Origin of the sequence: Streptomyces profundus (genome assembly GCF_020740535.1) — a bacterium.
Lineage (GTDB): Bacteria > Actinomycetota > Actinomycetes > Streptomycetales > Streptomycetaceae > Streptomyces > Streptomyces profundus.
Map to the genome: position 1 here is coordinate 2,075,740 of NZ_CP082362.1, position 21,162 is coordinate 2,096,901.

General features: G+C 72.7%; 19 protein-coding genes. 6 read left to right on the forward strand and 13 right to left on the reverse strand.

Features of this window, described 5'->3' with window-relative positions:
* Nucleotides 1-17: 17 nt before the first annotated feature.
* Nucleotides 18-581, forward strand: coding sequence for a PPA1309 family protein (locus tag K4G22_RS08905; RefSeq protein ID WP_228079345.1), 564 nt, complete (start codon nt 18-20; stop codon nt 579-581).
* Nucleotides 582-649: 68 nt separating this feature from the next.
* Here the strand turns inward: K4G22_RS08905 and K4G22_RS08910 are convergent, their stop codons facing one another.
* From K4G22_RS08910 to K4G22_RS08925, 4 genes are all read right to left on the reverse strand, one after another.
* Nucleotides 650-1,744, reverse strand: coding sequence for a YlbL family protein (locus K4G22_RS08910; protein WP_228079346.1), 1,095 nt, complete (start codon nt 1,742-1,744; stop codon nt 650-652).
* 25 nt (nt 1,745-1,769) lie between these two features.
* Nucleotides 1,770-1,946, reverse strand: a complete 177-nt coding sequence (locus tag K4G22_RS08915) for a hypothetical protein (protein ID WP_228079347.1) — start codon at nt 1,944-1,946, stop codon at nt 1,770-1,772.
* 63 nt (nt 1,947-2,009) lie between these two features.
* Entirely contained in the window at nt 2,010-2,483 is a 474-nt protein-coding gene (locus K4G22_RS08920) for a molybdenum cofactor biosynthesis protein MoaE (protein WP_228079348.1), read from the reverse strand.
* 28 nt (nt 2,484-2,511) lie between these two features.
* Complete coding sequence (locus K4G22_RS08925) at nt 2,512-3,675, reverse strand: NAD-dependent epimerase/dehydratase family protein (protein ID WP_228079349.1); 1,164 nt, start codon at nt 3,673-3,675, stop codon at nt 2,512-2,514.
* A gap of 154 nt (nt 3,676-3,829) precedes the next feature.
* On the opposite strand from K4G22_RS08925, the gene K4G22_RS08930 reads away from it, so the two are divergent.
* Nucleotides 3,830-5,257, forward strand: a complete 1,428-nt coding sequence (locus K4G22_RS08930; protein WP_228079350.1) for a zinc-dependent metalloprotease — start codon at nt 3,830-3,832, stop codon at nt 5,255-5,257.
* Nucleotides 5,254-5,778, forward strand: a complete 525-nt coding sequence (locus K4G22_RS08935; RefSeq protein ID WP_228079351.1) for an NUDIX hydrolase — start codon at nt 5,254-5,256, stop codon at nt 5,776-5,778. Before K4G22_RS08930 ends, K4G22_RS08935 begins: the two co-directional genes overlap by 4 nt.
* A 31-nt stretch (nt 5,779-5,809) precedes the next feature.
* On the opposite strand, the gene K4G22_RS08940 is transcribed toward K4G22_RS08935, so the two are convergent.
* The 4 genes from K4G22_RS08940 to K4G22_RS08955 form a co-directional block, all read right to left on the reverse strand.
* Entirely contained in the window at nt 5,810-6,559 is a 750-nt protein-coding gene (locus K4G22_RS08940) for an AIM24 family protein (RefSeq protein ID WP_228079352.1), read from the reverse strand.
* A 15-nt stretch (nt 6,560-6,574) separates the two neighbouring features.
* Nucleotides 6,575-7,261, reverse strand: coding sequence for an AIM24 family protein (locus tag K4G22_RS08945; protein ID WP_228079353.1), 687 nt, complete (start codon nt 7,259-7,261; stop codon nt 6,575-6,577).
* Nucleotides 7,262-7,273: 12 nt separating this feature from the next.
* Nucleotides 7,274-8,896, reverse strand: a complete 1,623-nt coding sequence (locus tag K4G22_RS08950; protein ID WP_228079354.1) for a TerD family protein — start codon at nt 8,894-8,896, stop codon at nt 7,274-7,276.
* Between the two features lie 83 nt (nt 8,897-8,979).
* On the reverse strand, nt 8,980-9,582 hold the full coding sequence (locus tag K4G22_RS08955; RefSeq protein WP_228079355.1) for a M48 metallopeptidase family protein: 603 nt from the start codon (nt 9,580-9,582) through the stop codon (nt 8,980-8,982).
* A 208-nt stretch (nt 9,583-9,790) separates the two neighbouring features.
* On the opposite strand from K4G22_RS08955, the gene K4G22_RS08960 reads away from it, so the two are divergent.
* Together K4G22_RS08960 and K4G22_RS08965 are read left to right on the forward strand one after the other, a co-directional pair.
* Entirely contained in the window at nt 9,791-10,885 is a 1,095-nt protein-coding gene (locus K4G22_RS08960; RefSeq protein ID WP_228079356.1) for a ThiF family adenylyltransferase, read from the forward strand.
* Between the two features lie 50 nt (nt 10,886-10,935).
* Nucleotides 10,936-12,519 (forward strand): ABC1 kinase family protein, encoded by a 1,584-nt coding sequence (locus K4G22_RS08965; protein ID WP_228079357.1) that lies wholly within the window; start codon nt 10,936-10,938, stop codon nt 12,517-12,519.
* Nucleotides 12,520-12,936: 417 nt separating this feature from the next.
* Here K4G22_RS08965 and K4G22_RS08975 read toward each other — a convergent pair whose 3' ends face one another.
* The 3 genes from K4G22_RS08975 to K4G22_RS08985 all read right to left on the reverse strand — a co-directional run bounded on the left by K4G22_RS08975 (nt 12,937) and on the right by K4G22_RS08985 (nt 16,112).
* Complete coding sequence (locus K4G22_RS08975; protein WP_062206853.1) at nt 12,937-13,287, reverse strand: WhiB family transcriptional regulator; 351 nt, start codon at nt 13,285-13,287, stop codon at nt 12,937-12,939.
* Between the two features lie 119 nt (nt 13,288-13,406).
* Nucleotides 13,407-13,724, reverse strand: a complete 318-nt coding sequence (locus K4G22_RS08980) for a hypothetical protein (RefSeq protein WP_228079359.1) — start codon at nt 13,722-13,724, stop codon at nt 13,407-13,409.
* Nucleotides 13,725-13,865: 141 nt separating this feature from the next.
* Nucleotides 13,866-16,112, reverse strand: coding sequence for an ATP-dependent DNA helicase UvrD2 (locus K4G22_RS08985; protein ID WP_228084009.1), 2,247 nt, complete (start codon nt 16,110-16,112; stop codon nt 13,866-13,868).
* Nucleotides 16,113-16,470: 358 nt separating this feature from the next.
* Here K4G22_RS08985 and K4G22_RS08990 point away from each other — a divergent pair, with 358 nt between their 5' ends.
* Nucleotides 16,471-16,725, forward strand: a complete 255-nt coding sequence (locus K4G22_RS08990) for a mycoredoxin (protein WP_228079360.1) — start codon at nt 16,471-16,473, stop codon at nt 16,723-16,725.
* A gap of 27 nt (nt 16,726-16,752) precedes the next feature.
* Here K4G22_RS08990 and nudC read toward each other — a convergent pair whose 3' ends face one another.
* Nucleotides 16,753-17,700, reverse strand: coding sequence for an NAD(+) diphosphatase (gene nudC, locus K4G22_RS08995; RefSeq protein WP_228079361.1), 948 nt, complete (start codon nt 17,698-17,700; stop codon nt 16,753-16,755).
* Between the two features lie 9 nt (nt 17,701-17,709).
* Nucleotides 17,710-21,123 carry an ATP-dependent helicase gene (locus K4G22_RS09000; RefSeq protein ID WP_228079362.1) on the reverse strand — a complete coding sequence of 1,138 codons (3,414 nt, stop codon included), beginning with the start codon at nt 21,121-21,123 and terminating at the stop codon, nt 17,710-17,712.
* Nucleotides 21,124-21,162 lie beyond the last annotated feature (39 nt).

Consider the following 21,162-nt stretch of genomic DNA (forward strand, 5'->3'; position numbering starts at 1 on the left):
GACGGCACGATATGCCCATGGACAACACTCCCCCCGACGTACCCACCTCTGCTCACCTGGCCGTGCAACCCCTCACCAGAACCGTTCTGGAGATCGACTCCTACGTCGCCGGCCTCGGCTGGGACCGCCCCGCCCAACTGTTCGCCCTGGTGGACACGGCACGACTGCGGGTGGAGGAGCCAGGTCTGGCCGAGCGTCTGGACCTCGACGAGACCGCCGACGAGGGCCTCACCCCCGTCGAGCAGGACGAGCTGCCGCCGGGCGTGCCGCTTGACGAGTTCCTCGCCACCATCGCCTGGCCCGACGCCGTGGCCGGCTGCGCGCTCACCCTGGAGCGGCTGATGCTGCCGCCGTCCGTCGAGGGCGCGGTCCCCGAGGGGCTGGACGAGAGCGAGCTGACCCGCTGGGTCTCCGAACACCCCCAGCGGCAGGAGGTCCGACTCACCGTGGCCGTACTGCGCGACGGTACGCGGGAGTCGGCGGTGCGCCGGCGGGAGAAGGACTCCGACACCGAGGTGCTCACCGGCCCTGATCTCGTGCCGGGACTGGCCAGGGCGCTGGCGGCGACCTTCGAGGAGTAACTCCGGGCGCTCACCGGGGACCTGCCGAGGACCTGCCGGTGACAACGGCCCGGAAGAACGCCGCCGGCCTAGCCGGCGGCGTCACACGTGGTCAGCCGGTCGGTGTCGTCGTCGCGTATCAGCCGCAGCGCGTCGAGGGCGTCGTCCAGCGTGGCGACCTCGACCAGGGTGAGGCCGTCGGGCACGTGCTCGGCGGCCGTCGCGCAGTTCTCCTCGGGCGTCAGGAAGTACTCGGCACCCGCCTGCCTGGCCGCGATGGTCTTCATCGACACCCCGCCGATCGGGCCGACCGCCCCCGCGTTGTCGATGGTCCCGGTGCCGGCGACGAACGCGCCACCCGTGAGGTCCTCCTCGGTCAGCCGGTCCATCAGGCCGAGCGCGAACATCAGGCCGGCGCTTGGGCCGCCGACATCGGCCAGCTTGATCTCCACCTCGAAGGGCAGCGCGTAGGCGAGCCCGGCCTGGATGCCCACGATCGCCCGCTGGTCGTCCTCGGCCGCGGCCGTGGTGACCGTGACGTCCGTGGTCTCGTCGGGGAGTTCGCCGGCGCCGCTCAACGCGGCCTCGGCCTCCTCGGCCGGCACCACAGTGAACACCACGTCCTCGCCCGGCTGGTGTCTGGTCACCAGCTCGGCGACCTGGCCCGGATCGGTGACCGGGGTGCCGTCCACCGCCATGACGGCGTCGCCCGCGTGCAGCACGTCCTGCGCCGGGCTGCCCTCCACGACCGCCGCCACCACCGTCTGCTCCGGCACCTCGTACCCCAGCTCGCGGAGCGCCACGACCTTGGCGCTCTCCTGCGACTGGGTGAACTCCTCGGCGTTCCGCTCCTCCACCTGGTCGGCCGAGACGTCCTCCGGATAGAGCGTCTCGTGCGGGACCACGGCGCGGTCGTCCGCCAGCCAGCCGTGCATCGCCTCCAGCAGGTTCATCCGGTAGTTGATCCCGGTGACCCTGACGGTCGTCATGTTGAGATGCCCGGCCGCCTCGTATGTCTCCTCGCCCTCGACCGACAGCACCGGCTCGCCCTCGTGCTCGCCCAGCGTGTTCACCGTGGGGCCGGGAGACATCTCGGCGTAGGGCACCTGGATCAGCACTCCGGCGCAGAGGATGCCGATCAGCAACAGGATCGACGTCAGCAGTGTCGCGGTGCGGCGTGGCATGTCTTGACATTACGTGACGGCACTGTCAGCCGTCCGCCGGGGCTCGTTCCATCGCCGCCCGGAAGCGCTCGTATCCGCGCACCCCCACGCTGTCCCGCACGTTCCGCCCCGCGCTGTTGCCACGTCGGGTGGCCCAGGCGCTCCATATGCCGGCCACCACGCCCCCGGCGACCGGGATCAACAACCACACGAGAACAGCCATGTCCTACCTCCCACCTGCGCCCACCACGGCGTTGTCACTCCAACGCTCAGCCGCGCGTACGAGTTACGCAACCGGAGTAGTGCCCGCCGAACGGCCCGCGCCCGCGCCCACCCATTCGTGGCTTCCGTCGGCGAAGCCCTGGTGCTTCCAGATCGGGACCTGCCGCTTGAGCTGGTCGATCAGGCGGCGGGAGGCGTGGTACGCCTCGCCCCTGTGGCCCGCTGAGACCGCGACCACCACCGCGAGATCGCCGACCACCAGCTCGCCCACCCGATGCGTGGCCGCGACCGCGCACCCGGGGAACTCGGCCACGACCTCCTCGGCGACCCGCCGCAGCTCCGCCTCCGCCGTCGGATGGGCCGAGTACTCCAGGGAGGTGACGGCGGCTCCCTGGGCGTGCCCGTCGTGGTCCCGCACCGTGCCGACGAAGAGCACGGTGGCGCCGGCCGCCGCGTCGCCCACCGCCAGGCGGACCTCGTCCACCGACAGGGGCGTGTCACGGATGGCAAGCAGCCGAACCGGGTCGCCGATCGTCATGACCCCATGATCCCCCATGGCCTCCGGCTCATCGGCGGCGGGCCCGCCGAGCGCGTCGCACCAGCGCCGCGGTGCCGACCAGCGCGACCGTGGCGCCCGCCGCGCCCAGGGTGGTCGCCGCGTCCTTGCGACCCAACCGGCGTCCGGCGACGGTGTGCCGGCCGGCCACCTCGGCCAGCAGCTCGGCCAGCACCTCCTCGTTGCTCCAACTCGGCCGCCAGCCCGCCTCGTAGAGCTTGCTGCCACTGACGACCCAGGGGTGCATGGTGAAGGCGAGATCGCCGGCGGGCGAGGGGGTGAGGCCCAGCCGGTGCAGGCGGGTGGCGGCGCCGAGCGCCACCGAGGACGGCAGCTCCATCCGCCGGATCCCGGACAGCTCCTCCACCTCCTCCTGCTCCAGCCAGCCGTCGCAGCCGACCGCGAGCTCGCCGTCGACCTTCTCGTGCACCGCGAACTCCAGCGCGCTGACCAGGTCCTCCGCATGGCAGAACTGCCACCTCGGCCGCGATCCCGCGACCACGAGCAGCCGGGGCGACTCGAAGTAGCGGGTCAGCGCGGTGTCGACGCCGCCCACCAACACCGCGGGGCGCAGCACGGTGACGTTGAGCCCGGGGTGTGCGCGGGGCGCGCGCTGGGCGAGCCGCTCGATCTCCAGCAGGTCGCCGACGCAGGTGGCGTCCTCGGTGGCGCGCAGCTCCGCGTCCTCGGCCAACGGCACATCGTTGTCCGGCAGCGCGCCGTAGACCATGGCCGAGGTGCACAGCACCACCCGGCGCACCCCGGCGGCTGCCGCGGCGGTGAGCACGGTCTGGGTGCCGCGCACGTTCAGCGCGGTGCGGGCCGCGGGGTCGGACTCGACATCGAGGTCGAGTGCCAGGTGCACCAACACGTCGACCGGGCCATGGGTCGGCTCGGTCTCCCTGGTGCCGTCGGCCTCGGCGTCCCTGGCGGCCCCCGAGGTGCGCAGCAGATCGGCGATGGCGGGGTCGCGGATGTCCAGGGTGTGCCACTCGGCACCCCTGGCCTCGCCCAGCCGTTCGTCCAGGGCGAGCACCCGCCTGATCCCGGCGGAGTCCAGCAGCCGTTCGGTGAGCAGCGCTCCGAGGCCGCTCGCCGCACCGGTCACCGCGACGGTCAGTGGGGTGGTTGGTCCGTTTCGCGTTGCGCGAACGGCTGGTTCCGGGGAACTCACAGGACCTCTCCAGCGGTTGTTTCAGTACGACGTGCGCAGGCCCATCCTGCCTGAGAGGTGTCTAGGCTTGGGGCCAAGACCAGCGAACGACCGGCGCGTCCGCTCCGTTCCACCAGCGTCCGAGGACGTCCGATGACAAGACCCGAGGATTCCCGTGAGTGACTTCCCATTCGGATTCGGCCTCCCGCAGGAGCCGGAGGACGGCGAATCCGGCAAGAGCTCCCGCAACGACAGGGGCGGCGGCCAGGGCCCGGCCGACAACCCGCTGGCCGCCCTGTTCGGGGGCGGCGGCGGCATGAACTCCCAGGATCTGGGCGCGGCCTTCCAGCAGCTCGGGCAGCTGCTGTCGAACGACAGCGGCCCGGTGAACTGGGATCTGGCGCAGAACGTGGCCCGGCAGACGGTGGCCCAGGGCGCGCCCGACGGCTCCCGCGACCGCTCGGTGGACAGCCAGGAGAGGTCCCAGGTCGCGGAGGCCATGCGGCTGGCCGATCTCTGGCTGGACTCCGTCACCTCGTTCCCGTCCGGTGCCGGGTCCGCCGTCGCCTGGAGCCGTGCGGAGTGGGTCGAGGCGACGCTGCCGGTCTGGCGTGAACTGGTCGATCCGGTGGCCGAACGGGTGGGTGCCGCCATGGGTCAGGTGCTGCCCGAGGAGATGCGGGCCATGGCGGGCCCGCTGATGGGCATGATGCGTTCCATGGGCGGTGCCATGTTCGGCACCCAGATCGGCCAGGCGGTCGGCACGCTGGCCGGGGAGGTCGTCGGCTCCACGGATATCGGGCTGCCGCTGGGCCCGGCGGGCAAGGCCGCGCTGCTGCCGCAGAACGTCGCGGCCCTGGGCGAGGGCCTGGGCGTCCCCCAGGACGAGGTCCGGCTGTACCTGGCCCTTCGGGAGGCCGCGCACCAGCGGCTGTTCGCGCATGTCCCGTGGCTGCGCTCGCATCTGTTCGGCGCGGTCGACGGCTACGCGCGGGGCATCCAGGTGGACACCAGCAAGCTGGAGGGCCTGGTCGGGCAGATCGATCCCGGCCGCCCCGAGGAGTTGCAGGAGAAGTTGCAGCAGGGCCTCTTCGAGCCGGAGGACACCCCGGAGCAGAAGGCCGCGCTGGCCCGTCTGGAGACGGCCCTGGCGCTGGTCGAGGGCTGGGTGGACGCGGTGGTGCACGCGGCGGCCCAGCCGCATCTGCCGTCCGCGTCCGCGCTGCGGGAGACGCTGCGCCGGCGCCGTGCCTCCGGTGGCCCGGCCGAGCAGACGTTCGCGACGCTGATCGGTCTCGAACTGCGCCCGCGACGGCTGCGGGACGCGGCCCGGCTCTGGGCCTCGCTCACGGACGCGCGGGGCTCGCAGGGCCGCGATGCCCTGTGGACGCACCCCGACATGCTGCCCACGGCCCAGGATCTGGACGATCCGGACGGCTTCGTGCACCGTGAGCAGCTGGACTTCTCCGAGCTGGATCAACTGCTGGGCGACGCGGCCGGCGGCGGCTCCTCGCCCCGCCTCGACAAGGAGCGCGGCTCGGAGGACGAGCGTGGCGAGGGCGACGAGCGTGGCCCCGAGGGCGGCGGCGGGCGCGGCGCGTGAGTCTGCATGAGGACGCCGCTCGGGTGCTGCGCGACTGGCCGGCGCCCGACGAGCGGCAGGAGGAGCTGCGGGCCGCCTACACCGCGCATCTGTCCGCGCACCCCGACGGGGTGTGGAAGCGCTGCGCCGCCGGCCACATCACCGCCAGCGCGCTGGTGGTCGACGTGGCGGCCGGCCGGGTGCTGCTCACGCTGCACGCCAAGCTCGGCCGCTGGCTCCAGACCGGCGGGCACTGCGAGTCCTCGGACGCGTCGCTGGCCGACGCGGCGCTGCGGGAGGCGAGCGAGGAGTCCGGCATCGCCGGGCTGCGGCTGCTGGCGACGCCGGTCCGCCTCGACCGGCACGAGACCCCCTGCGCCACCCACCTCGACGTGCAGTACGCCGCGCTGGCGCCGGCCGACGCCGACCCGGTGATCAGCGAGGAGTCCCTCGCCCTGCGGTGGTTCGACTTCGACGAGGCGGAGCGGCTGCCGGACGCGTCGGTGCGCGCCCTGGTGATCGGGGCCCGCGCGGTGCTCTGAGGCGCACCGCGCGGCCCGCCGCGTGGGCTCGCTAGCGCGGCCCCCAGGCCCCGCCCTGCCCGAGCCCGGGGCCGGCCCCCTGCTGGAACTGCAACCGCTGGCCGAAGGACGTCTGTTGGGGCGGCAGCAGCTCGCTCGGCTGCACCACCACATGGCCGTCGCCCATGAAGTTCAGCTCCCAGCCCTCGCCAGTGCCGCCGCGGCGGCGCCAGATCGACTTGCTGCTCGTCTGCGCCTGCATCTGCACCCGGAGCGAGGAGGACCAGGCCACCACGGCATCGGCGTCGACGCTGCACAGCTGCTGCGGCGTCACCCGCAGGACGAGCGGGCTGCCCGAGGTGGTGATGGCGACCTTCCCCTGACCGCTGATGAGGATGTTGTACGCGCCCACCCCCGGTATGCCGTGCTGGCTCTCCACGGAGACGACGTCCCAGTGCAGATGGGCGTCCATGGCCAGCACATAGGAGCTGTCGACGGTGAGCCCCTCGTGGTCGACGTCCAGCACATGGACGTGCTGGGCGAGGTTGGCGAGGTAGACCGTGCCCTGCCCGAAGCAGCGCATCAGCGGCAGCACCTCGCCTGTCATCAGCTGGCTGTGGTGCTGTCGCTGCGACTGGTACTCACCGTCGAACTCGACGATGCCCTCGAAGGCGACCATGCTGCCCGCCCTGGCCACCACGTCGTCCCCGTCCTGGAGGCCGACCCGCAGCATATGGGCGCCCTGGGTGGTGAACCGCTCGGCGGTCTGCTGGGACGCGTTGTTGAAGATCAGGCTCTGCATCTGGCCACTCCCCCGTCAGTTCTGCTTGCCGCTGAGGCGCTCGACGCTGTCCTCGCTGGGCTGCACGATCACGAACCCCTGGCCGGAGAAGCCGAGTTGGTAGGCCTCACCGCTGCCGCGTCCGATGAGCGAGCTGGCCTTGAAACTGCGCTTCCCCCGCACCTCAAGGCCGGTGGACCAGGCCACGAGCGCGTCCGGGTCCACATAGGTCTCCCCCTGCGTCCGGGAGCAGTCCACGACGACGGGGGTGCCCCGGCTGGTGATCGCGACCCAGCCGGTGCCGGTGATGCCGATGTTGAACAGCCCCTGCCCGGCGAACTTGGCCATGCCCTTGACCCGCTGCACACCCCACTCCAGATGCGCGTCGAAGGCGAGCACATTGGTGGCGTTGACCGAGATGTTCTCCCCGTTGAGCGGGAGACACAGCACATGGGCGCCGTAGTCCGCGAGATAGAGCAGACCGTCGCCGTGACACCGCATCAGGGGCACGCTCTCCCCCGACAGCCGGCCCGCGACGGCGCGCCCGAGGGCGGAGGGGTTGGACTCGTACTGGACGAATCCCTCGTACGCCACCATGGAGCCGCTCCTGGCGAGCACGTCCTGCCCGCTCGCCATGGCCACCTTGGCCATGGTGGGGCCGTGGTTCTCCATCCGCGCCGCGGGGGCGGTCGGGGCGTAGCCCGCGGTCATCCGCTGGTCCATCACGGGCTCCTGTCAGATCTCGTAGGGCTGGACGATGACGAAGTTCCCCGGGGCACCGCGGAACTGGAGCTGGGTGGTCTCCCCCGTGTGGCCGGGGTAGGCCTGTCGGCGCAGCCTGACCTGGTTGGCCACCAACACCTGCGCGGCGGCCGACCAGGCGACCAGGGCGCTGGCGTCCGCGAAGGTCATCGCCGTGACCGGCATGACCAGCGGCTCGCCGTGCGCGGTGAGCACCAGAGTGCCGTGGCCCGAGAACTGCAGAGCGAAGAGGCTGCCGCCCGGCAGGCCATGGCCGTCGATCCGCCGCACGTCGTACTCAAGCGACTCGTCGAAGGCCAGCACGTGTTGGGAGGAGACGCAGATGGCGTCGCCCTGCAACTCCACGGGGAACAGCCGGGTGGCCTCCTCCGCGAGATAGACGCGGCCGTTGCCCGTGCACCGCATCAGCGAGGGGAAGCCCTCGCCCGTGGCCCCCGCGACCATCCGTCGCTTGAAGCCGGCTCCCTTGAAGCCGAACTCCACCTCGCCCTCGTAGAGCACCATGGACCCGAGCCTGGCCATCACCGGCTGACCGTCCGTGCCGAGATCGGCGCGGACGAGCTGCGGGTTCTGCATGCTCCAGCGCTGGCCCTCGACGGCCGCCCCATAGGCGCCGAGGACGCTGCCGAGGTCACCGACCGACTGGGGGACGGGAGGCGGGGCGGAGCCGCTCGGCTGCGGCGGGGCGGCCCCCGGCGGCGGGACGGGGTAGCCGTGCTGCTGCGGAGGCACGGCTGTCTGACCGTACGGCGGAGCCTGCGGAGCGGCGGCCGGCTGCCCGAACGGCTGTGGCGGCTGGCCGTACGGCTCCGGGGGATGCCCGAACTGCCCGGGGGCCTGCGGCACCGCGGGAGGAACCGGCGCGGGCGGCGGGGTTGGCACGGGCTCGGGGAGGGGGGCGACGGGCGACGGTGCGGGAGTGGGCGCGGGTGCGGGTGCGACGGGAGCGGGCGGCGGAGGCGGTGCGCCGCCGGGGGCCGCGAACGCCGGGGGCGCCGGGGGCGCGCCGCCCGGCGGGGCGAAGCCCGGCGCCGCGGCGGCCGGCGCGGCCGGAGCCTCCTCCTCCTCCTCCTCGACCTCACCGCCGAAGTGACGGAGCAACGCCTCAAGACCCCCGTCGAAGCCCTGCCCCACGGCGGCGAATCGCCAACCGTCCTTCCGATAGAAGTCGCCTATCATCAGCGCGCGTTCGGAGGAGAACTCCGATCCGTCGAACGCGTACCGGGCGACCTCCTCACCCCCGGCGACGATCCGCAGATACCCGGGCGAGGCCTGCGACATCGTGCCAGCGCCGTCGATGGTCGCGGTGAAGGCGAGCCGGTCTATGCTCGCCGGCACCTGGTCGAGAGTGACCCGGAAGGACTCCGTGTCCCCCGCCTGAGCGCCCAGCAGTTGAAGCGACTCCTCGGGGGACTTCGGCTGGTTGTAGAAGATGAAGTACCGGTCGTCGGAGAGCTGTTCGGCCGCGTCGAGCCCGAAGCAGCTGATGTCGAAGACCATCCCGGGCCCGGAGACCTGCACACCCACATACAGATCCGTGCCCAGGGTCAGATCGCTGAGCCGAGACTTCTGCCCCTTTTTGAAGTGCGTCACCATTGGTAACGACCGCCCCCCATCAACTAGCCGCACATTCTGCTGCGCCAGACTAGCCAATGCCACCGACAGCGACAGCTCTGCCGTCAGTCTCCCTGGGGGCAGCGACTGTGCGGGAGGCGCTCAGCTGCGACGACGCCTTCGAGGAAGCCCCGCGCGCGCTCCGTGCGCGGATAGCGCTCCAACAGGGCCCAGAAGCCCGGGCCATGTCCTGGCACCAGCAGATGCGCCAGCTCATGCAACAGTACGTAGTCGATCACGTACTCCGGCATGCCCTGGAGGCGGTGCGAGAGCCGGATGGTGCCCAGAGCAGGCGTGCAGGAACCCCAGCGGGCGTTCTGATTCGTCACCCAGCGCACGCTGTCCGGCCGCGCGCCCCCGTCGAAGTAGCGCGCGGAGAGCTCCTCGGCCCGCCGGGCGAGATCCTCGTCGTCCAGGACGCGGCGTTCCTCCTGGGCGGCCAGCTTCTCCAGCATCACCGTCACCCAGCGTCGCTCCTCCTCCGCCGTCATCCGCGCGGGGATCAGCACCACGGTGCGGTCGGCCTCGCGGTAGGCGGAGACCGTGCGACGCCGGCGGGAGCTGCGGCGGACCTCGACGCGCTCGGAACGGTCTCCGCTCAGCACCGAGCGTCCCGCCGAGGAACTGCGCTGCGACGGGCCGGCGCTGTTCAGCGGTTCGGCGGGCACATGTCGACGTTACCCGGTACGGGCCTGATATGTCCCGCCTGTCGTTCAGCGGATGGGGGGCGTGAAAAGTCAACCACCCCGAGGAATGCACCATTAATATTATTTTCTCCGCTTCCTGTGGATAACATCACACACGCCCGCTCCGTTCCCGTCATGATGAGCCCCGACAGTTCACCGAAGGCCCGCACGGGCCAAGGGGGGTTCTCCCATGCATCCGATGATCAAGCCGTCGCTCCGCCGCGGATGGCGGGACCGCGAGACCGTGCGGTACGGAGTGACACCGGCACACTCGGTGCTCTTCGGTCCGCTGGACAACGCCACGGAGAATTTCCTCTCCCTCCTCGACGGCACGCGCGGCCTGCCGGCGCTGCGGGACGCGGCGGCTGCCCTCGGCCTCGGCGCCGAGGCGGCGGACCGGGTGACGCGGCGCCTGGAGGAGGCGGGCGTGCTGGAGGACGCGACGGCCGAGCGGGAGGCCGCCAGCCAGATCACGGAGGCGATGCGCCCCGATCTCGCCTCGCTCTCCCTGCTGTACTCCAAGCCGGGCGGCGGACTGCGCGCCCTGCTGGCTCGCCGCTCGGCGCGGGTCCTGGTGCGAGGCGCCGGCCGGGTCGGCACGGCCATCGCCGGCGCCCTGGCCCAGGCCGGGGTGGGCCGGGTCGAGGTGGCGGACGGTGGCCGGGTCTCCCGGGTGGACACCGCCCACGGCGGCATCCGGCCCGAGGGGGTGGGCGAACGCCGGGCCCAGGCCGCCCGGGCGGTGGTGCGCGCGGTCACGCCCTGGCGCCGAGCGCCGGGCCGGGAGGAGACGACGGGCCCGAGGCTGGTGATCCTCGCGCCGCGCGAGGGGCTGGCCGCCTATGTGCCCGATCCGGTGCGCGCGGAAGAGCTGATGGCCGAGCGCACGCCACATCTGTACGCCGGTGTGGTCGAGGCCACGGGATTCGTCGGCCCGCTGGTCCTCCCCGGCATCACCACCTGCGCCAACTGCCTTCTGAGGACGCTCACGGACCGCGAGCCCGCATGGCCGCTGCTCGTCGCCCAGTGGCGCAACGGCCGCGCTCCCGGCATCCCCGCCTGCGACAGCGCCCTGGCCACGGCGGTGGCTGGGCTGACGGCCTGTAGCGCGCTCGCCTTCATCGACGGCCACGGACCGCAGAGCCCGCACACCCGGACGGAGCTGGTGCTGCCAGGCCCCACCATGACGAGCCACACCTTCGACGCCCACCCGGACTGCCCCTGCGGCGCCGCGCGATCGCACGCCCCCGACCCCACACGCCCCGCCCGAACGGGTCCACAATGAGAGGAGTACCGAGGGCTTTCGCCTTGCGTTCGCCGGGAGTTGGAGGGGACATGTCTGACCTACCCCGCAAGGCGGTGACCAGAACGGCCAAGCTGGCCACTCTGCCGCTGAGCTTCGCCGGCCGCGCCACCTGGGGCCTGGGCAAGAGAATCGGCGGGCGCTCGGCCGAGCGCGTCGCCCAGGAGCTGCGCCAGCGCACGGCCGAGCAGCTGTTCTCCGTCCTCGGAGAGCTGAAGGGCGGCGCCATGAAGGTGGGCCAGGCGCTCTCGGTCTTCGAGTCGGCCCTGCCGGAGTCGCTCGCCGGCCCCTACCGCACCGCGCTGACCAAGCTCCAGGAAGCCGCGCCCCCGATGCCGGCCGCCTCGGTCCACAAGACGCTGGCCGAACGCCTGGGCCCGGACTGGCGCGAGCTGTTCCTGGAGTTCGACGAACGGCCGGCCGCCGCTGCCTCGATCGGCCAGGTGCACCGCGCGGTCTGGGGCGACGGGCGGGAGGTGGCCGTCAAGATCCAGTATCCGGGAGCGGGCGAGGCCCTGCTCTCCGACTTCACCCAGCTCGGCCGCCTCGCGAGAGTGGTGGGGACCTGGGCGCCCGGCCTGGAGATCAAGCCACTGGTCGAGGAGTTGCGGGATCGGGTCGCCGAGGAGCTGGACTACGAGCTGGAGGCGGCGTCCCAGCGGATCTGCGCCGCCGAGTTCCGGGACGACCCCGATGTGGTGGTTCCCGATGTGGTCCTCCAGCGGGAGGGTGTGCTGATCACCGACTGGCTCTCCGGCATACCGCTCTCCGAGGTGATCGCGGATGGCGACCAGCCGCAGCGGGATCGCGCGGGACAGCTGTTGGCACGGTTCCTCTTCTCCGGCACGAGCAGGACGGGGCTGCTCCACGCGGACGCCCACCCGGGCAACTTCCGGCTGGTGCCGGCCCCGGACGAGCCGGTGGAGCGCTGGCGGCTCGGCGTGCTCGACTTCGGCGCGGTCAGCAGGCTTCCCGAAGGACTGCCGCCGGCCATCGGCCAGGCCCTCCGGCTGTCGCTGCACGACTCGGCGGAGGAGGTGTACGCCCGGCTGCGCGCCGAGGGGTTCGTCACCGAGTCCAGGGAGCTGGATCCGGAGGAGGTGCTGAGGTATCTCGCGCCGGTCATCGAGCCGGCCCGGGTGGAGGCGTTCACGTTCAGCCGGGAGTGGCTGCGCGGCCAGGCCGCCCGGATAGCCGATCCCCGTTCCGAGGCACACCAGTTGGGCCGGCAGCTCAATCTGCCGCCGGCGTATCTCCTGATCCACCGCGTCACGATGAGCACCGTCGGGGTGCTCTGTCAGCTCGGTGCGACGGTGCGGATCCGCGAGGAGATGGCCGCTGGCCTCCCCGGCTTCGCGGAGCCGACCGCGCCCACCGCGCCCACCGCGCCGGCAGCCGAGGCGGAGGGCGCCGAGGCCGAGGACGCGGAGGCCGGAACGGCCAAGCGCCCGGCACCGGCGAAGAAGGTGGCCAAGACAGCCAAAAAAGCCCCCAAGAAGGCCCCCGGGAAGACGTCCAAGAAGACGGCCAAGACGGCCGAGCGGACGCGCAAGGGCTCGGCGTCGGCGGAGGGCGGCGTCGGGGAAGGCGGAGGCGATGCTCGGCCACGCATATGAGAGCCGCCGGTCGGCCCGAGCCGCCTGAGGCGACCCGGCCGACCGGCGGCGGGATATCGGGGAAGGGGTCAAGCGGTCAGTGCATGACCGCCCGGGCCAACGCCCGGCGGGCGCGCTGGGAGGCGCGCTCCGCCCGCCGCTGGAACCGGTCGGACCGGCGAGCGTGTCGCTGAGCGTCAGCGACACGGCCGGCGACCCGTTGGGACTCGGCTTCCCGAGCGCGTTCCGCCATATGGGAACGCGCCATGGCTTCTGGGATGAGTTGCAACTTCCTGGTCCTGTTCTGTTCCTGCCGGGACTTGCGTACATCGGCAGGTCGGCGGCGAGTGGCCGCTTCCGTGCTGGAATCGTTCTTGATCAGTTGGCTGTGCCGTCTCGGCCCGTAGGGAGCCGGCCGGCCGATGGTTCCGTGGGTGCTCATGCCGAGACCGGGTTCTTGCGGGGACGGCCACGAGGCCGCTTCCTCGGCACCACCACGCCCTGGACGAACAGCTCGCCGCCCCACACCCCCCAGGGCTCGCGGCGGTCCTTGGCGCCGGCCAGACACGCCTCGCGCAACGGACAGGTCTGACAGAGCGACTTGGCGTACTCGACGTCCGCGGGGGACTCGGCGAAGAACACCTCGGGGTCGTACGAACGGCAGGGCACGCCTTCGCCGAGACGCTCGATGGCCTCATCGAGCTCGTTCAGCGTGAACAGCGGGGTCACAGAAGTCTCCGGATCGGGTGGCGGGTTCAGGTCAGGTCGGGCGTACGGCGCGAGTGGCACGGTGTTGTCCTCGTGTCGTGTCGAGCCGCTCGACGGTTGTCGGGCGGCGGAAAGCAAAAGGGCCGCGAAACCCGGTGTGGGTTCCGCGGCCCTGGAAGGTGCCGACCTGATCTCGCCGATCAGGTGGGATCACTCCAGGGTTCGAGCCCGCGGAGGGCCCACATCGAGTGAGACTTGCTCTGCTGTCCGAAAATCTGGTGCCCGGCGCCGACGAGATTCGGGGTGGTCGCATATGCGTCCACTCCCACGGCTGCTGCCGCTACGGCCATCTCGCGCGCCGACATCGTTCGCTCGCCACGGGAGAGATCCCTGGCTGCGGACTCGGGGCGCACGGACGGGACGGGCAGCATGGCCACGGCAAACGGGCGCGCCGCACCGAGAGCGTTAGGGCAGGCGAAAGCCGGGCCGGACAGTTTGATCTGCTTCAACGTGACCACAGGGATCGCCTCCTTCAGCGTCTCGGGGGCAGGCACTCCTACCCGGGATGTTCTCTCAGTACAACATGGGTTTGAGGGAAGGGAAACCCTCCCTCAGCGCCACGTGCAGCACGCTATGCGGATGTCTCGCGCGCACGCAATCTATTTTTCGGGGTCCTCTTCGGAAAATTCCCCATCGCCCGCCGGGAGTTGCTCGTCGTCCTGCGGGAAGAAGGGATCGGCGCCCTCAGCCGAAGCCTCTTCCGAGTGCTCCCCGGGCTCCTCGGGCTCCCCCAGCAGCTCCTCGCCCGCGCACAGCGCCAGGATCTCGGGGCCGAACTGGCGCAGCTTGTGGGGGCCCACGCCGGAGATCTTGGCCAGCTCGCGCTCGCTGCCCGGCACCTGCTCGGCGATGGCCATCAGGGTGGCGTCGGTGAACACCGCGTATGCGGGGCGGCCCAGTTCCTGGGCCTGCCCGAGCCGCCACTCCCGCAGCCGCTCGTACAGCGCCTCGTCCATGTCCGAGGGGCAGTCCGCGCATCGGCGGAGCTTCAGCTCGGTGGCCTCTGTGAGGGTGCGCCCGCAGACGCGGCAGGGCACGGGGCCACGCGGCTTGCGCCCCTTGGCGCCGCCGCGCTCCACTCCGCCGGCCCCGCCCCGCGAGCGGGCCGCGTCCGAGGCGGAGCCGGGGCGCAGCCCGTCCAGGAAGCGGCTGGGCCGGCGGCTGGCCCGCCCGCCGGGCGAGCGGGCGAGCGCCCAGGAGAGCGAGAGATGCGCCCGCGCCCTGGTGACCCCCACATAGAGCAGCCGACGCTCCTCCTCGATCTGCTCCGGCGTCTTGGCATGGGTGATGGGCAGCATCCCGTCGGTGAGGCCGACGAGGAACACGGCGTCCCACTCCAGGCCCTTGGCCGTGTGGAGCGAGGCCAGGGTGACGCCCTCGACGGTGGGCGCGTGTTGGGCGGCGGCGCGCTCGTCCACCTCGGCGACGAAGTCGGCGAGGACGGCGTCCGGGCGGGCGCGCTGGAAGTCCTCCGCGAGGCGGACCAGCGCCCGCAGCGACTCCCACCGATCCCGCACCGCTCCCGAGCCGGCGGGCGGCTGATGCGTCCACCCGAGGGTGGCCAGCACCGCGCCGACCTCGTCGGCCAGCCCCTGCGCGCCGTCCAGGGCGGCGTCGTTGCCGCCGGCACGAGCGGCACCGCGCAGCGCCAGGCCGGCCTGGCGGATCTCCTGCCGGTCGAAGAAGCGCTCGGCACCGCGCAGTTGGTAGGGCACGCCGGCGTCGGCGAGCGCCTGCTCGTAGATCTCGGACTGGGCGTTGACCCGGTAGAGGACGGCGATCTCGCTGGCCGGGACCCCCGAGCCGCCCTGGGCGACGGGGGTGAGCAGCTGCTTGATGCGCTTGGCCGTGGCCTCCGCCTCGGCCGGCTCGTCCGCGTGCTCGGAGAAGTGCGGCTCTGGGCCTGACGGGCGCTGGGAGATCAGCTCAAGACGGTGCTCGGCGGCCCGCCCCCTGGCCTGGGCCAGCAGCCCGTTGGCCAGATGCACCACCTCGGGCGAGGAGCGGTAGTCGCGCACCAGCTTCACCAGGGTGGCGTCCGGGTGCTGGGTGCGGAAGTTGAGGAGGTGGTCCGGGGTGGCGCCGGTGAAGGAGTAGATCGTCTGGCTGGCGTCCCCGACCACGCAGACGCTGTCCCGCTCGCCCAGCCAGAGCTGGAGCAGGCGCTGCTGCAACGGGCTGACGTCCTGGTACTCGTCGACGGTGAAGTGCTGGTACTGGCCGCGGACGGTGTCGGCGATGTCCGGGCGGTCGCTGAGGATGCCGACCATCAGCAGCAGCACATCGTCGAAGTCGATGACGCCGCGATCTTGTTTGAGCTGCTCGTAGGTGGCGTAGACGCGGGCGGTCTCGGCCGGGTCGCGCGGGGCGTCCCGGCCGGCCTTGACCACGGTGGCCGGATAGTCCTCGGGCGTGACCTGGGTGACCTTGGCCCATTCGATCTCGCCCATCACATCGCGCAGCTCCAGCCGCTCCAGCCGGATCCGGCAGCGGGCGCCCGCCTCGGCGACCAGCTGGACCTTGCGCTCCAGCAGCCTAGGCGGCTCCCCGCCGACGGCCTTGGGCCAGAAGAACTGGAGTTGCCGCAGCGCGGCGGCGTGGAAGGTGCGGGTCTGCACGCCGCCGGCGCCGAGCTGCCGGAGCCGGCCGCGCATCTCGCCCGCGGCCCTGGCCGTGAACGTGACCGCGAGCACGGTGTTGGGCTGGTAGACGCCGGCGCGCACCCCGTAGGCGATGCGGTGGGTGATGGCACGGGTCTTGCCCGTGCCGGCGCCGGCCAGGACGCAGACCGGGCCACGCAGGGTGGTGGCGACCGTGCGCTGCTCCGGATCGAGGCCGTCGAGCACGGCGTCCGCCGTGCTGGGCGGCTCGGGGAAGGCGCCATGCGGTAGCGTCCCGTGCTGGCCGCCGCCCGCTCGACTCTCCGGCGGGAGGCTCTCGGGCGCGAAGCCCTCCGGCGGGTTGGCTGAGGCGTGCGGTGCTGATGTCACCCCGCCATGCTGCCAGGTTCTCAGGGGCGGGTGGGGCGTGCCGTCCACAGCCCGTGGAATTACTCATACCGCGCCCGGCGTTCTGTGGACACCAGGCGCGGGGCACCGGGCACCGTTGTAGTAGCGGAACACCGTTCTGAAGTTCTGAAGTCGTGAATCTGAAGTCGTGAAGTCGTGAAGTCGTGAAGTCGTGAAGTCGTGAAGGAGTCATCCCATGCAGGGCACCGTGACGATGTACAGCACCCCGTGGTGCGGCTACTGCCGTCGGCTGAAGAGCCAGTTGAACCGCGAGGGCATCGCCTTCACGGAGATCGACATCGAGCAGGACCCCGCGGCCGTGAAGCTCGTCGAGGCCGCCAACAACGGCAACCAGACCGTGCCCACGGTGGTGGTCACCGGCGGGGGCGGCGCCGAGACCACCATGACCAACCCCTCGCTGGCCGACGTCAAGAAGGCGCTGGCCGCCTGAGCCCAGGGGCGGTGGGCCCCCGGCCGGTCACCAGATCGAGGTGGTCAGCGGTTCGCCGTACCAGCGTTCGACCAGGCGGGAGGCGATGGAGACGCCGGACGGGGCCAGCACCTCGCCCGACGCCATGGCCTCCCGCAGCTCGTCCCTGGTGAACCAGCGGGCCTCGTCGATCTCGTCGCCGTCCACGGTGACCTCGGTCGAGGTCGCGCGCGCCACGAAGCCCAGCATCAGGCTGGAGGGGAACGGCCACGGCTGGCTGGCCACGTACTCGACGTCGCCGATCGTCACGCCGACCTCCTCGGCGACCTCCCTGACCACCGCCCGCTCGATGGACTCCCCCGGCTCGACGAAGCCGGCCAGGGTGGAGAAGCGGCCCTCGGGCCAGTGCAGCTGGCGGCCGAGCAGGGCGCGGTCGTGGTCGTCGAGGACGAGCATGATCACGGCCGGGTCGGTGCGCGGGTAGTGCTCGGCGCCGCACGCCTGGCAGCGGCGGATATGGCCGGCCGCGGCGATCACGGTGCGCTCGCCGCAGCGGGAGCAGAACCGGTGCAGCCGCTGCCAGTTCTCGAGGGCGACCGCGTGCACCAGCAGCTCGTTGTCCCGGTCGGACAGCAGGGACGCGGCCTCCCGGAGGCTGGCCGGGCGGGCCACGGCGTCCATCCGTCCGGGGAGGGCGTCCTTCTGGAGGGCGAAGTAGCGCACGCCGTCCGCGTCGGTGCCCAGGAAGTAGCGGTGTGCCTCGGTGAGCGGGGCGTCGAAGGACGGCATCATCACCAGCTCGGTGCGGCCGTCCGGCGTCTCCTCGATCAGTGCCTGGCCGCCCGAGACCACGAAGACCCGGGTGCTGGGGTGGCTCCAGGCCGCCCCCAGCCACGCCTCGTCCATCCGGTGGCCGGCGTCCCGGTCGATTCCGCCGGAGGTGGTGAGGGGGATCGGCTGGACGACGCTGTCCTTGATGGCCGGGGTGGTACTCATACCAAGAGCCTAACCGGGATCGTTGGGCTCCCAGGAGTCCTCCCCCATCAGCAGCCGCTCCAGACCCCGGCGCCCGGGCAGCACGCTGGGGCGCACCAGCTCGCCGCTGCGCACATAGAGGAAGGCAGCGGTGACCTCGCTCAGCGGCAGTTGGTGGCGCTCGGCCCAGGCGAGGCGGTAGATCGCCAGTTGCAGCGGGTCGGCGTCCTGGCGGCGCGCGGTCTTCCAGTCGATGATCTCCCAGCGCTCGCTGTCCGATCCCCGGCGGGGCGGCAGGCGGTAGACGGCGTCGATCCGCCCCCTGATCACCCGCCCGGCGAGGGTGAGCTGGAACGGGGCCTCGATCCGGTAGGGGCGCCGGTCGGCGTACGGCGTGCGCTGGAACGCCTGCTTGAGCGCCGCCAGTTCACGTTCGTCGCGGATCTCCGCGTCCTCGTCGGGATCGCCCCCGGGCAACTCCTCGGGGCCGAGCATGGGCAGCGGCACCGAGTCGAAGCGGGACTCCACCCAGGCGTGGAAACGGGTGCCCCGGCGGGCGGCCGGCTGGGGCGGGCGGGGCATGGGGCGGGCCAGCTCGCGGGCGAAGCCGTCCGGGTCGGTGGCCAGCCGCTGGAGCTGGGTCGCCGAGAGCGAGACGGGCAGCGGCACCTCCCGCACCCCCGCCCTGGCCTGCCGCAGCTCGCTCGCCAGCACCGTCAGGTCCCGGTCCCAGGAGGCCATGGTGCGGCGCTCCTCCGGGGTCAGCTCGTCGGACGAAAGCCCGTCCGGCGAGGGCTCGTCCGGCGGGAACTCGTCCGGCGGGGGCTCATCGGGCGGGAACTCGTCCGGCGGCGGCTCGTCGTCCGGAGGCGTACCGTCCGGCTCGTCGGGGCGTGGGGACGGCATCCGGTGCAGGCGGGACAGGACCGCCAGGGCCGCCTCGCGGCGGCGGGCCAGTGCCTCGCTGTCCAGGGGCAGCGGCCAGGCCAGCTCCTCCTCGTCCCTGGCGAGCGCCGGGTTCTCCGCCTCCTCGGGCGGCGGCTCGGCCCAGTGCTCGACCTCGCCGTGCCCCGGATCGCGCTCGCAGTGCTCGCGCAGCGCGGTCAGGAAGTCGGAGGGGCCGCGCCGCTTCTTCTGGCTGGGCCCCCACCAGTGTCCGGAGCCGAGCAGCAGCCGGCGTGGCCGGGTGACCGCGACATAGCCGAGGCGGAGCTCCTCAAGCTCCAACTCGCCGGCGGTCTCGGCCAGATACCGCTTGTAGCCGGCGGCGGTCCACTCGGGGGTGGGCGGCAGCGTCTCGGCGTCGCCGCGCAGCGGGTGCGGGAGCGTTCTGGCCTGCCGCAGCCAGGAGTCCCGGGAGCGGACGGCGGGGAAGAGGCCGGCGCACAGGCCCGGCACCGCGACCACGTCCCACTCCAGACCCTTGGCCTTGTGCGCGGTCAGCACCTGCACCGCGTTGCCGCCGCTGGGCAGCGAGCCGTCCAGGCCGCGGTCGAAGCTCTCGGCCGCGCGCAGGAAGCCGAGAAAGGCCGAGAGGGTGGCGTCGCCGTGCACGGCGGTGCCGGCACGGCCCGCGGCGAAGCTCGCCGCCACGTCGAGGAACGCGCCGAGCGTCTCCCGGCGGCGGGCGGCCAGGGCCATCGGCGAGGCGGACAGCTCGACGTCGAGCCCCGTGTGGGTGAGCACCCGGTGCAGCACGTCCATCAGCGGATCGCCCAGCGAGCGGCGCAGATCGCGCAGCTCGGCGGCGAGGTGGGCGAACCGGACGCGGGCCTCGGGCGAGAACGGCAGCCGGTCGTCGGGCTCGGCCGAGCCGGGATCGGCGCCGGAGCCCCCGCCGCTGCCGACGAAGGTGTCGAGCGCGTCGGCCAGCGAGACCACCTCGGCCGGGTCGGTGCCGGCGACCGCGTCGGCCAGCCGGGCCAGCGCGGCGGCCTCGCCGCCAGGAGCGTCCGCCTCCCCGGCGCGCACCCGGCGGACCAGCAGCCGGGCCCGCCGGCCCAGCAGCGCCAGATCGCGCGGCCCGATCCGCCAGCGCGGCCCGGTGAGCAGCCGGACCAGGGCCGCGTTGGCCGTGGGATCGGCCAACACCTCGCAGACCGCGACCAGATCGGCGACCTCGGGAAGGTGCAGCAGCCCGGAGAGGCCGACCACCTCGACCGGCACGTCCCGCGCGACCAGCGCGCTCTGGATCAGCGGGAAGTCGCTCGCGGTGCGGCAGAGCACGGCGATCTCGCCGGGCTCCGTGCCGGTGCGGACCTGATGGGCCACGGCGTCGGCCAGCCAGGCCAACTCCTCGGCGTGGGTGGGCAGCAGCGCGCAGCGGACCAGACCGGCGCCCTCCGCGTCCTCGGCCGGGCGCAGCGGGGCGACGGACGGGTGTCGCTCGCGGAGCGGCGCGGCCAGGGCGTTGGCGAGGGTGAGCAGCCGGCCGCCGCTGCGGCGGTTCTGGCTGAGCCGCAGCACCCGGGCTGGGACCCCTTCGGCGGCGGCGAAGTGCTCGGGGAAGTCGTCCAGGTTGGCGACCGAGGCGCCGCGCCAGCCGTAGATCCCCTGGCAGGGGTCCCCGACGGCGGTGACCGGATGGCCCGTGCCGTCGCCGAAGAGCCCTGCGAGCAGCACGCGTTGGGCGACGGAGGTGTCCTGGTACTCGTCCAGCAGGACCACGCCGAACTGTTCGCGCAGCGCCTGGCCGACCTCGGGCCGCTCCCGGGCCAGGGCCGCGGCCAGCGCGATCTGGTCGCCGAAGTCCAGCAGGTCGCGGGCGCGTTTGCGGGCGCGGTACTCCTCGACCAGGCCGAGCAGCGCCAAGCGCCCCTCGGCTGCCCGCGGCACCTGCCGCAGGGCGGCGTTGGTGAGCCGGGCCTCGGCCAGCTCGGCGAGCAGCTCCCCGTCGAAGGAGCGCAGCCGCTCGGGGGGGACCAGATGTTCGGACAGCTCGCCGTCCAGCGCCACCAGGTCGGTGACGAGGGTGGTGAAGCTGGGGCTCGGCGGCTCGAAGTCGGCGGGGGCGCCGCGCAGCACCTCGGCCGCCAGCTGGAACCTGCCGGCGTCGGCGAGCAGCCGGGAGGCGGGCTCGATGCCGAGCCGCAGCCCGTGCTCGGTGAGCAGCCGGCCGGCGAAGGCGTGGTAGGTGGAGATGGTGGGCTCGCCCGTCTCGGAGGTGTCGATCCGGGCCTTGGCGAGCGCGGTGCGGACGCGTTCGGCCAGCTCGCCGGCGGCCTTGTTGGTGAACGTGAGGCCGAGCACCCGGTCGGGGGCGATCCGTCCGGTGCCGGTGAGCCAGACGACGCGGGCCGCCATCACCGTGGTCTTCCCCGAGCCGGCGCCGGCGACGATGGCCTGCGGCGCCGCCGGCGCGGTGGCGCAGGCCAGCTGCTCCGGGGTGAACGGGATCCCCAATAGCTCGCTGAGCTGCCGGGGATCGCTGAGTGGCGCTGGCACCCGAGTGAGGGTAGTCGCCGGCACCGACAGTCCGGGCGG

Excerpts from the sequence above, each read along its gene's own strand:
- K4G22_RS08950 (WP_228079354.1), bottom strand. The coding sequence starts at position 8,896 with ATGGTGACGCACTTCAAAAAGGGGCAGAAGTCTCGGCTCAGCGATCTG.
- K4G22_RS08965 (WP_228079357.1), top strand. The coding sequence starts at position 10,936 with ATGTCTGACCTACCCCGCAAGGCGGTGACCAGAACGGCCAAGCTGGCC.
- K4G22_RS08960 (WP_228079356.1), top strand. The coding sequence starts at position 9,791 with ATGCATCCGATGATCAAGCCGTCGCTCCGCCGCGGATGGCGGGACCGC.
- K4G22_RS08990 (WP_228079360.1), top strand. The coding sequence starts at position 16,471 with ATGCAGGGCACCGTGACGATGTACAGCACCCCGTGGTGCGGCTACTGC.
- K4G22_RS08945 (WP_228079353.1), bottom strand. The coding sequence starts at position 7,261 with ATGGACCAGCGGATGACCGCGGGCTACGCCCCGACCGCCCCCGCGGCG.
- K4G22_RS08910 (WP_228079346.1), bottom strand. The coding sequence starts at position 1,744 with ATGCCACGCCGCACCGCGACACTGCTGACGTCGATCCTGTTGCTGATC.
- K4G22_RS08915 (WP_228079347.1), bottom strand. The coding sequence starts at position 1,946 with ATGGCTGTTCTCGTGTGGTTGTTGATCCCGGTCGCCGGGGGCGTGGTG.
- nudC (WP_228079361.1), bottom strand. The coding sequence starts at position 17,700 with ATGAGTACCACCCCGGCCATCAAGGACAGCGTCGTCCAGCCGATCCCC.
- K4G22_RS08920 (WP_228079348.1), bottom strand. The coding sequence starts at position 2,483 with ATGACGATCGGCGACCCGGTTCGGCTGCTTGCCATCCGTGACACGCCC.
- K4G22_RS08940 (WP_228079352.1), bottom strand. The coding sequence starts at position 6,559 with ATGCAGAGCCTGATCTTCAACAACGCGTCCCAGCAGACCGCCGAGCGG.
- K4G22_RS08905 (WP_228079345.1), top strand. The coding sequence starts at position 18 with ATGGACAACACTCCCCCCGACGTACCCACCTCTGCTCACCTGGCCGTG.